This window comes from Nonomuraea longicatena, assembly GCF_039525605.1.
GTDB lineage: Bacteria > Actinomycetota > Actinomycetes > Streptosporangiales > Streptosporangiaceae > Nonomuraea > Nonomuraea longicatena.
On the sequence record NZ_BAAAHQ010000037.1, the window covers coordinates 21,065 to 30,567 of the forward strand.

Consider the following 9,503-nt stretch of genomic DNA (forward strand, 5'->3'; position numbering starts at 1 on the left):
GCATCCTTCACCGACCGAAGGGAGAAGGCCCGGACACCCAGGAGGTAAGGGGTGTCCGGGCCGGTGTACCCCGCAAGGCCCTCCCCCAGGGCCGAGCGGGGAGTCGTCGGGCGGGGCGGTCAGGAGGGGATGAGCGCCGGGGAGGCCGTCAGCCCGTCACGGCGGGCGGCGGGTGGGGGCGGCTGGGCCGTGATGAGGAAGATCTCACTTCACCTCGTACGCGCGGATGAGTTCCTGGCGCAGGGTGGCGGTGGCGGTCGCGGCGGTGACGCGCAGAGAGACCACCCCAGAACGGGGCAGAACCGTCTCGTAACGGCCGTCCTCGCCGCGCAGGCGGTTCACCCGCTGCCACGTCGAGCCGTCGTCGTACGACACCTCCAGACCCACCGACGCGATCCGCTCCGCCGCGTCCACCCGCAACCCGAGCGTCCGCGACCGGGCGACCCCGTCCATCCCCGTCGGCGCGTCGAACCGCGCCGACACCATCGGCACCTCGGCCCGCCCCTTCTCCGTCGAGAACGTCCACTCGCTCTTCGAGCGCGTCGACCAGCGTGCCCACGCGGCCTGGTTGGCCACGTCCCACTCGATCCGGTACGCGGTCCGCTCGGCGGGCACGCTCATCCGCCCCTGCGGCGGGCCGGAGGTCCGCGCGACCAGCTTGTCGCCCTGGTACATCCGCCAGTCGGAGCGCATCCAGTGCGGCGTCCCCACGTTGCCGCCGGCGTCGAGCGCCGCGCTCATGTCGAAGGACAGCAGGTCCTCGGCCGCGTCGCGCCGCACCGGCCTCGCGTGGCCGGGCTGCAACGGCTGCTTGAAGAACGAGCGGCCGACCCGCTGCCCCGGCCGGTACTCGGTGTCGGCAGGCTCGGCCATCGCCAGCTGGGGGTCTTCGCGGGGAGGGCCGGGGGCGTACGACATCTCCGGCGTCACGAACGAGGCGTTCCACCGGATTCCCGGCGCGGCGGTGACGTAGTCGACGCGGGTGCGCGGCGCGGCCCGCACCGGGAGCTGGGCGTCGAAGGAGACCCGCTCCCACGGCTGCCAGCCGGTGCGGTTCTCGGTCAGCGGAGTGCCGCCGAGCTGCGAGTGGATCGCGGTCTCGATCCGGGCCAGTGACCGGCTGCGCACGGTGTAGTGCGGCTTGCGCCGGATCCGGTCCTCCTCGCTGAGGTACAGGTCGTAGACGTACGGGCTGGCGGACACGCCCTCGACCCGCACGTGCACGCTCTCGCGGCCGAGCCGCCGCAGCAGTTCGCCGCCCTGGCGCTCGCTCAGCCGGACGGTGGGCACCTTGAGCAGCCCGCCGTACTCGATGAGGCTGCCGTCACCGACGAAGGCGACCATCCTGGCGCCCTTCGCGGCGGCGGCGTTGGCCTGCGCCGCGACGGTCTTGGCATCGGCCAGTGGCAGCACCGCGAGGTTGCCCCGCAGGTCGCCGCCCTTGCCGGCGTCCACTGCGCGCAGCCGGGCCCGGCCGTCGAAGCGCGGGTACTCGGCGGCGCGGGTGCTGAAGAACATCGGGTCGACGTACTCGGGGTCGAGGTCGAGGCCGCGGGCGCTCATCGCGATCTCGGGGGCCTCCAGCCGCCAGCGGGTGGCGACGGACAGCTTGCCGGTCTTGACGGAGTCGGTGGGCTCCAGGTAGAAGCGCTCCTCGCCGTTGCCGAGCGGCAGCCATATCTCGTTCACCTGGTTGCCGTTGGCCGCAGTGCGGGTCCAGGCGAGCTTGATGGCGCCGCCGTTGTTGGCCCGGGTCTCGTGGTCGGGGGTGTCGATCACGATCTCGTTCGCCTTGCGGGCGTCGAGGACCACCCTCAGGTCGCCCTCCACGTTCACCTCGGGGTCGCCGGTGAAGCTGCGGTTGAGGATGTCGCCCCGGCCGCCGTAGGAGAGGCTGTCGGCGTCCGGCCGCATGGTGTGGACGACGCCGGTCACCGAATACGTCCCGTGCGGCACGCTCAGGCACACCTCACCGGGTTCGGCGGGTTCGCAGTACTTCGGAGCGTCGTTCGACATCTCGCGGCCCTCGACGGTGCCGGTCTCAACGTTCACGACCGACGGGTACGCCTGCGAAGGGCGGCCGTCCCTGCCGACGCCGATGATCCGGAGGGTGGCCCACTTCGAATCGACGGCCCCGGTCAGCAGCGTGACCGGCCCGGAGTCGGCGCGGAGCTCGCCCCGGAAGGGGCCGGGCTCGGCCGATTCGTAGGTGACCTTGGCGCCCGCCTTGCCACCGGGCGGGACGGTCAGCGTCTGCGGGGTGACGGCGAAGCCGGAGGCCGACAGCGCGAGGGTGACCGGCTCCTGGCCCAGGTTGCGGTAGGTGACCTCGCGGGTGGCCGGTTGGCCGGGCTGGATCCGGCCGAAGTCGAGCGCGCCCGCGTCGGCGACGACCTTGGCGGCCAGCGCCGCAGGGACGTCCACCCGGCCGGTGCCGCGCTTGTCCATCGGGGTGTCCTGCATGCTCTTGGCATTGCCCATGAGCAGGGACTTCAGCTCCTGCCCTGTGATGCCGGGCCGGGCCTGGCGCAGCAGGGCGGCGGCGCCGGCGACGTGCGGCGTGGCCATCGAGGTCCCGCTCAGCCGGGCGTAGACCCCGTCCACGATCGTGCCGGGCGTGGTGCCCTCCGCACGGGCGGCGACGATGCCGACGCCGGGGGCGGTCAGTTCCGGCTTGACCGCGCGGTAGGTGCCCGCCGGGCCGTACGAGGAGAAGTCGGCGAGCTTGTCGGCGGAGTCCACGGCGCCGACCGTCAGCGCACTCGCGGCGTCGCCGGGGGAGTACACGCAGGTCCCGCAGCCGTCGTTGCCCGCCGCGATCACGAAGAGTGCCCCGGTGGACCTGGTCAGCTCGTCCACGGCCTCGGACATCGGGCCGAACGAGTTGCCACCGCCGAGACTCATGTTGACGATGTCCGCGTCCTTCTCCTTGGCCGCCCACTCCATGCCCTGGATGATCCAGGAGGTGAGGCCCTGGCCGTCGCCGTTGAGGACGCGGCCGTTCAGCAGGTTCACGCCGGGGGCCACGCCCTTGCGGGCGGAGGCGGTGCCCGCGATGGTCCCGGCGACGTGGGTGCCGTGGCCGTTGAGGTCGGCGGTGGTGCCGTCCTCGGTGAAGTCCTGGGCGGCGGCCACCCTCCCGGTCAGGTCGGGGTGGCCGGCGTCGATGCCGGTGTCGAGGACGGCGACCGTGGTGCCCTTGCCGTCGAACCCGGCCGCCCACGCCTGCGGGGCGCCGATCTGCGGGACGCTGTGCTCCAGCACCGACTTGACGCGGCGGTCGAGCCAGATCTTGGCGGCGGAGTCCAGCACGGAGGTACGCGCGCCGACGGCGGCGGCCTGGCGCAGGTCCAGCCGTACGGCGCCGCCGCCGATGCTCTCAAGGGGGGTGACCTGCTGGAAGGGGGCGGCCATGGGGCCGGTGCCGTACTCCACGATGAGGGGGAGCCGGTCGGTGACGCCCTCGGCCTTGAGCGTGGTCACGTCGAACAGGGCGGGGTCGAGCCGCCCCGGAATCAGGTGTGCGACGTCGGCCGGTACGACCGTGAGCCGGCCGTCGTGCTCGCGGATGCGGAAGCCGGAGGGCGGGTTGTCCGGGCGCGGGGTCACGCTGGCCCGGCTGCGTCCGTCGGCGGTGGTCACGACGTGCACGCGGTCGCCGGTGATGAGCGTGACGTCGTAGGCACGCTCGTCGGACTCGGGGGCGGGGGTCTCCGCCGTCGCCGCCGCGCCGGGATCGACCGCCGATAAGGCGGTGAGGGCAGCGCCCGCGGCCACCGCCGTCCATCGTTGCCATCTGCGCATCGGACACCTCCGGAGGTACATAGGGGGTGTCCTAATTACTAGCGACCTGGGAAGAAGCGGTCTACAAATGACCAATGGCGGGATTACGACATGTCAGGAATTCGCCGGGCGGACGTTCTATGGTGGGGCGATGACGCAACGGCGGTTGCTGGAGGGCCTCGGCGTCTCCGGCGCCGAGGAGGGTGCCTACCGGGCGCTGCTCCGGCATGGCCCGGCCACCCTCGCCGAGCTGGCGGTGGACACGGGCGGGTCGGCCGCCGCCATCCGTCGCATGCTACCCAGACTTGAGGACCTCGGGCTGATCTCCCGCCTCGCGGGCCGCCCGCTGCGCGTGATCGCCACCCCGCCGAACGTGGCCATCGACGTCCTCGCCGCCCGCCGCCAGGAGGAGATCACCCACAGCCGGGCGGCCGCCGCCGCGTTGCTCGCCGAGAGCGCCGGGCGCGGCACCGGGCCCGGCCCCGAGGAGGTGCTGGAGGTCGTCAACGGCAGCGACGCCGTCGCCCGCCGCTACCTCCAGCTGGAGCGCAACGCCGAGCACGAGATGATGGTGCTCGTGCACCCGCCGTACGCGGTGGACGTCAGCGACGACGGTGAGAACCTCCTGCGCGCCGCCCGCCACCGCGCCCCCACGCGCGGCATCTACGGCCCACTCGCCTTCGAGGTGCCCGGCATGCTGGAGCACACCAGACGGTCGGTCGCGGACGGCGAGCAGGCCAGGCTCGGGCAGGTGCCGGTCAAACTCGCCATCGCCGACGGCAGGACGGCGATGTTGCCGCTGGTCTCGGAGTCCGGCCGGGCCGTGGAGAGCGCCCTGGTCGTCCACCCGTCGGCGCTGCTCGACGCGCTCGTCGGCCTGTTCGAGGTGCTCTGGCAGGCGGCCGTGCCGCTGCGCCTGTCCGAGGACGGCGGCATCGGCGGCGCCGCCTGGCTGCAGCAGCCCGACCGTGAGGTCCTCGCCCTGCTCACGGCCGGGCTCAAGGACGAGGCCATCGCCCGCCAGCTCGGCCTCAGCTCCCGCACGGTCCAGCGGCGCGTGCAGGCCATCCTCGAACGGCTCGGCGCCGGAACCCGCTTCCAGGCGGGCTACCTGGCATCTCGTGATGATTTGCTAGGTTGACCCGGAAATGACCAGCGACATCATCACCCGCCTGCGAACCGCCGGATGCGTGTTCGCCGAGGAGGAGGTCGAGATCATCCTCGGCTCCGCCGCCACCTCCGACGACCTCGACGCGATGGTCGCCCGCCGCGCCGCGGGCCACCCCCTGGAGCAGGTCGTCGGCTGGGCCGAGTTCCACGGCCTGCGCATCCTCGTCGACCCCGGGGTGTTCGTGCCGCGCCGCCGTACCGAGTTCCTGGTACGGCAGGCGCTCGCCCACGCCGGGCCGTCCCGGATCGTCGTGGACCTGTGCTGCGGCACCGGCGCGCTCGGCGCCGCGATCCGCGCCGGGCTCGGCGGCGCCGACGTTGAACTGTACGCAGCCGACGTGCACCCGGCCGCCGTCCGGTGCGCCCGCCGCAACCTGCCCGGCGCGCAGGTGTTCGAGGGCGACCTGTTCGACCCGCTGCCCGCCGTGCTCAAGGGCCGCGTCGGGATCCTCGCCGCCAACGTCCCCTACGTCCCGACCGGCGAGATGCCCCTGCTGCCGACGGAGGCCCGCGACCACGAACCGCACGTGACACTCGACGGCGGCGCCGACGGGCTCGACGTGCTGCGCCGGGTCGCCGAGCAGGCCGCCACGTGGCTGGCGCCCGGCGGGATCCTGCTGTTCGAGACCACGGAACGGCAGGCGGCGCCGGCCGTCCAGGCGGTGGAGGACGGCGGGCTCGCGGCGCGGGTGCTGTCGGACGAGGAGTGGGGCGCCACGGTCGTCATGGGCGAGGCAGCCGCAGCGTGACCCTCAGCCCGCCCTCCGGGCGCGGCGCCGCCGAGACGCTGCCGCCGTGGGCGTCGGCGATGGCCCGCACGATCGACAGGCCGAGACCGGAGCCGCGCGCCGAGTGCACCCGGTCGCCGTGCCGCCGGAACGGCTCGAACAGGTCGTCCACCTCGTACGGTGACACCATCGGCCCCGTGTTCTCGACGGTGAGGACCGCCTCCCCGCCGTACTCCTCGTGCGCCCTGATCCACACCCGGCCGTCGCGCACGTTGTACTTGATCGCGTTCTCCACCAGGTTGAACACGCAGCGCTCCAGGAAGAGCGGGTCGCCCTGGACCACGACCGGCAGCAACTCCTGCTCGATCCGGATCCCGCGCTTCGGCGGCGGCGTCAGATCCAGCACCGTGGCGACGATCCCGTCCAACTGCACGGACTTGCGGTCGGCCATCTCCTGCTCGGACTGGGCCAGCAACAGCAGCCCCTCGATCAGCCGCTCGTAGCGGGCGTTGGTGCCGAGCAGCGCCTTGGCCAGCGCCTTCAGGTCCTCGGAGGCGGTCGGATCCTCCAGCGACACCTCCAGCACCGTCCTGTTGATGGCCAGCGGCGTGCGCAGTTCGTGCGAGGCGTTGGCGATGAAGCGGCGCTGCGCGTCGAAGACCCGGTGCAGCCGGTCCAGCATGCCGTCGAAGGTGTCGGCCAGCCGCTTGACCTCGTCCTGCGGGCCGGTCAGCCCGATACGCTCGTGCAGCGTGCTCTCCGACAGCCGTCGCGCGGTCTCGGTCATCCGGTCGAGCGGCCGCAGCGACCGGTCGGCCACGAGGTAGCCGACGACGATCGCCAGCACGCCGAGCAGCACCAGCACCACCAGCGAGTAGCGCAGGATCTCATCCAGCGCCTCGTCGGCGCGGGCGGCCACGTCCGACTGGAGATCCTGGATCATCAGGTCGGTGGGGGGCGGCTCGTTCGGGCCGGCGCTCTTGTACTTGATGCTCAGGCGGGAGTTCAGCGCCCGCGCGGTCAGCAGGTAGGTGATCCACAGCAGCGCGCTTCCAGCCAGGAAGAACATGCCCCCGTACCAGATGGTGAAGCGCAGGCGCAGGCCGGAACGGGGCCGCTTCACAGCCGGTACCCCTTGCCCGGGACGTTCTGGATGAGCGGCGGGCCGCCGAGCTTCCTGCGCAGCGCGGTCAGCGTCACCCGCAGCACGCCCGTGTCCGCGCCCGCGTACTCGTCCCACACGTTCCTGCGCAGCTCCGACGACGGCACCAGGGCGCCGTCCGCCGCCAGGAGTTCGCGCAGCACGTCGAACTCCTTGCGGCTCAGGGCGACGGGCCTGCCGTCCCTGGTGACCGTACGGCGGGCCGGGTCGAGCCGCACACCCGCGCGCTCCAGCACCGGCGCGGTGACCCGCGCGGTGCGGCGGCCGAGCGTGCGCACCCGGGCCACGAGCTCGGCGAACGCGAACGGCTTGGTCAGGTAGTCGTCGGCGCCGAGCCCGAGCCCGTCCACCCGGTCGCGCAACTGCGCCGCGGCGGTGAGCATGAGGACCCGGCTCCTGTCCATCAGCTCACGGCAGACATCGTCGCCGTGCACCTCGGGCAGGTCCCGGTCGAGCACGATCACCGAATAGTCCACGTACGAGGCCAGGTCGAGGGCCTCGCGCCCGTCATAGGCCACGTCCACGGCCATCGCGTTGAGCCGCAGCCCGCGCGCGATGGCATCGGCCATCTGTTCCTCGTCCTCGACGACCAGCACTCGCATGGCGACAGACTCCCTGATGAGGTGTTAGAGCTGGGTAAGTGATCGCGTTTATCCGGCTTTAGCACCGCCTCCGATGTAGTCCGTGCCATGAAACTCCGCACCTTCGCGGCCGTGGCCGCCATGACCGCTTCTCTCGCCGCCTGCGGCTCTGCCGCCGAGTCCGGCGGCACCACCTCCGCCTCGGCCCCCGCTGCCGCCGCCGGCAGCGGGTCGGCGCAGGACGCCCAGCTGAAGTTCGCCCAGTGCATGCGGGAGAACGGTATCGACATGCCGGATCCGCAGGAGGGCCGCATGCAGATCAAGGTCCCCGAGGGGACGGACAAGGCCAAGGTGGACGAGGCGCACAAGAAGTGCGACAAGTTCCTCAAGGAGGCCGCCGGCGAGCGGGCCGGCGGCATGGACCCCGAGCGGCGCGACAAGATGGTGAAGTTCGCCCAGTGCCTGCGCGAGAACGGCGTCGACGTGCCCGACCCCGGCGAGCGCGGCATCATGATCTCCAGCAAGCCCGGTGACGAGGACAAGGTCAAGAAGGCCCAGGACGCCTGCAAGCACCTGGCGCCCGGCGGTCCTGGGCAGCCCTCGTGAAGAAGATCCTCGCCGGCGTCGCCCTCGTCGGCGGCGCCGCCCTGGCGTGGACGATCCCGAACGCGCTGTCGGGCGGCGAACCCGCCGCCCAGGCCCCGGTACGTCCGGCCGCCCTCGCCACCGCCGAGATCACCAGGCAGGACCTGGTCGACACCAAGACCGTGGACGGCACCCTCACCTACGACGACCGGCGCGAACTCGGCGTCCAGGCCCAGGGCACGGTGACCTGGATACCCCAGGACGGCAGAGTCGTCCGGCGCGGCCGCTCCCTCCTCCAGGTGGACCGCAAGCCGGTCACGCTCATGTACGGCAGCCTGCCCCTCTACCGCACCCTCGAACAGGGCGTGGAAGGGCCGGACGTGAAACAGCTCGAACGCAACCTGAAAGCCCTCGGCTACGACGTCACCGTGGACGAGGATTACACCTACGCGACCTACCTCGCGGTCCTCGAATGGCAGGAGGACCGCGGCCTCGACGAGACCGGCAAGGTCGACGCGAGCCAGGTCGTCTTCCAGCCCGGCGCGGTCCGCGTCGCGGGCGTCGCGACCGCCGTCGGCCGCAAGCTCGCGCCGGGCCGGGACGTCCTCACCGTCACCGGCACCTCCCGGGTCGTCCACGTCGACCTCGACGCCGACGACCAGCACCTGGCCCGCAAGGGCGCCAAGGTCACCGTCGAACTCCCCGGCGGCGAGCAGGCCAAGGGCCGCATCACCGACGTCGGCAGCGTCGCCGAGACCAGCGGCGGCCAGAACGACCAGACCACCACCGTGGACGTGGACATCACGCTCACCAAACGGCCCAAGACCCGGCTCGACCACGCCCCCGTGGACGTCGAGCTGGAGAGCGAGCGGGTCAAGAAGGTCCTCACCGTGCCCGTCGAGGCGCTGCTCGCCACCGCCGACGGCGGCTTCGGCGTGGAGGTCGTCGACGGTACGGCCAAGCGGGTCGTCCCCGTCGAGCTCGGCGCGTTCGGCGGGGGCCGCGTCGAGGTCAAGGGCACCGGACTGGAGGCCGGGCAGAAGGTCGGGGTGCCCGCCACATGAGCGTCATCGAGCTGCGCGAGGTGACCAAGCTGTACGGCCGTGACGTCCACGCCCTGCGCGGGGTCGACCTGGAGGTCGGCGAAGGCGAGCTGGTGGGGATCGTCGGGCCGTCCGGGTCCGGCAAGTCCACCCTGCTCAACCTGATCGGGACGCTCGACCGGCCGACCACGGGGACCGTACGGATCGCCGGGCACGACGTCTCAGGCATGAGCGACCGGCAGCTCTCGGCGCTGCGTGCCAGGTACCTGGGCTTCGTCTTCCAGCAGTTCCACCTGTCACCGGGCGTGAGCGCGCTGGACAACGTGGCCGACGGCCTGCTCTACACCGGCACCCCGCGCCGGGTGCGCCGGGAGAAGGCCGCCGCCGCGCTCGACCGCGTCGGGCTCGGCCACCGCCTCGGGCACCGGCCCAACCAGTTGTCCGGCGGGGG

General features: G+C 72.5%; 8 protein-coding genes. 5 read left to right on the plus strand and 3 right to left on the minus strand.

Going from position 1 to position 9,503, the window contains the following annotated elements:
* Positions 1-204: 204 nt before the first annotated feature.
* Complete coding sequence (locus ABD120_RS29430; RefSeq protein WP_343953407.1) at positions 205-3,804, minus strand: S8 family peptidase; 3,600 nt, start codon at positions 3,802-3,804, stop codon at positions 205-207.
* Between the two features lie 130 nt (positions 3,805-3,934).
* On the opposite strand from ABD120_RS29430, the gene ABD120_RS29435 reads away from it, so the two are divergent.
* Both ABD120_RS29435 and ABD120_RS29440 read left to right on the plus strand, forming a co-directional pair.
* A complete protein-coding gene (locus ABD120_RS29435; RefSeq protein ID WP_343953408.1) occupies positions 3,935-4,924 on the plus strand; it encodes a helix-turn-helix domain-containing protein in 990 nt (329 codons plus the stop codon).
* 7 nt (positions 4,925-4,931) lie between these two features.
* Positions 4,932-5,702 (plus strand): putative protein N(5)-glutamine methyltransferase, encoded by a 771-nt coding sequence (locus ABD120_RS29440; RefSeq protein ID WP_343953409.1) that lies wholly within the window; start codon positions 4,932-4,934, stop codon positions 5,700-5,702.
* Here ABD120_RS29440 and ABD120_RS29445 read toward each other — a convergent pair.
* A complete protein-coding gene (locus ABD120_RS29445) occupies positions 5,677-6,804 on the minus strand; it encodes a sensor histidine kinase (protein WP_343953410.1) in 1,128 nt (375 codons plus the stop codon). The genes ABD120_RS29440 and ABD120_RS29445 overlap by 26 nt on opposite strands.
* Entirely contained in the window at positions 6,801-7,445 is a 645-nt protein-coding gene (locus tag ABD120_RS29450; protein ID WP_343953411.1) for a response regulator transcription factor, read from the minus strand. Before ABD120_RS29450 ends, ABD120_RS29445 begins: the two co-directional genes overlap by 4 nt.
* Positions 7,446-7,532: 87 nt before the next feature.
* On the opposite strand from ABD120_RS29450, the gene ABD120_RS29455 reads away from it, so the two are divergent.
* From ABD120_RS29455 to ABD120_RS29465, 3 genes are all read left to right on the plus strand, one after another.
* Positions 7,533-8,030, plus strand: coding sequence for a hypothetical protein (locus ABD120_RS29455; protein WP_343953412.1), 498 nt, complete (start codon positions 7,533-7,535; stop codon positions 8,028-8,030).
* The gene (locus ABD120_RS29460) at positions 8,027-9,073 is read left to right on the plus strand and encodes an efflux RND transporter periplasmic adaptor subunit (RefSeq protein ID WP_343953413.1); all 1,047 of its coding nucleotides are present in this window, start codon (positions 8,027-8,029) and stop codon (positions 9,071-9,073) included. The genes ABD120_RS29455 and ABD120_RS29460 overlap by 4 nt, the downstream gene beginning before the upstream one ends.
* Positions 9,070-9,503, plus strand: a 434-nt coding sequence (locus tag ABD120_RS29465; protein WP_425564062.1) for an ABC transporter ATP-binding protein, incomplete at its 3' end; no start/stop codon positions are given. The genes ABD120_RS29460 and ABD120_RS29465, both read left to right, overlap by 4 nt.

Coding starts and splice junctions, on each gene's coding strand:
- ABD120_RS29440 (WP_343953409.1), top strand. CDS start 4,932: ATGACCAGCGACATCATCACCCGCCTGCGAACCGCCGGATGCGTGTTC.
- ABD120_RS29435 (WP_343953408.1), top strand. CDS start 3,935: ATGACGCAACGGCGGTTGCTGGAGGGCCTCGGCGTCTCCGGCGCCGAG.
- ABD120_RS29455 (WP_343953412.1), top strand. CDS start 7,533: ATGAAACTCCGCACCTTCGCGGCCGTGGCCGCCATGACCGCTTCTCTC.
- ABD120_RS29450 (WP_343953411.1), bottom strand. CDS start 7,445: ATGCGAGTGCTGGTCGTCGAGGACGAGGAACAGATGGCCGATGCCATC.
- ABD120_RS29430 (WP_343953407.1), bottom strand. CDS start 3,804: ATGCGCAGATGGCAACGATGGACGGCGGTGGCCGCGGGCGCTGCCCTC.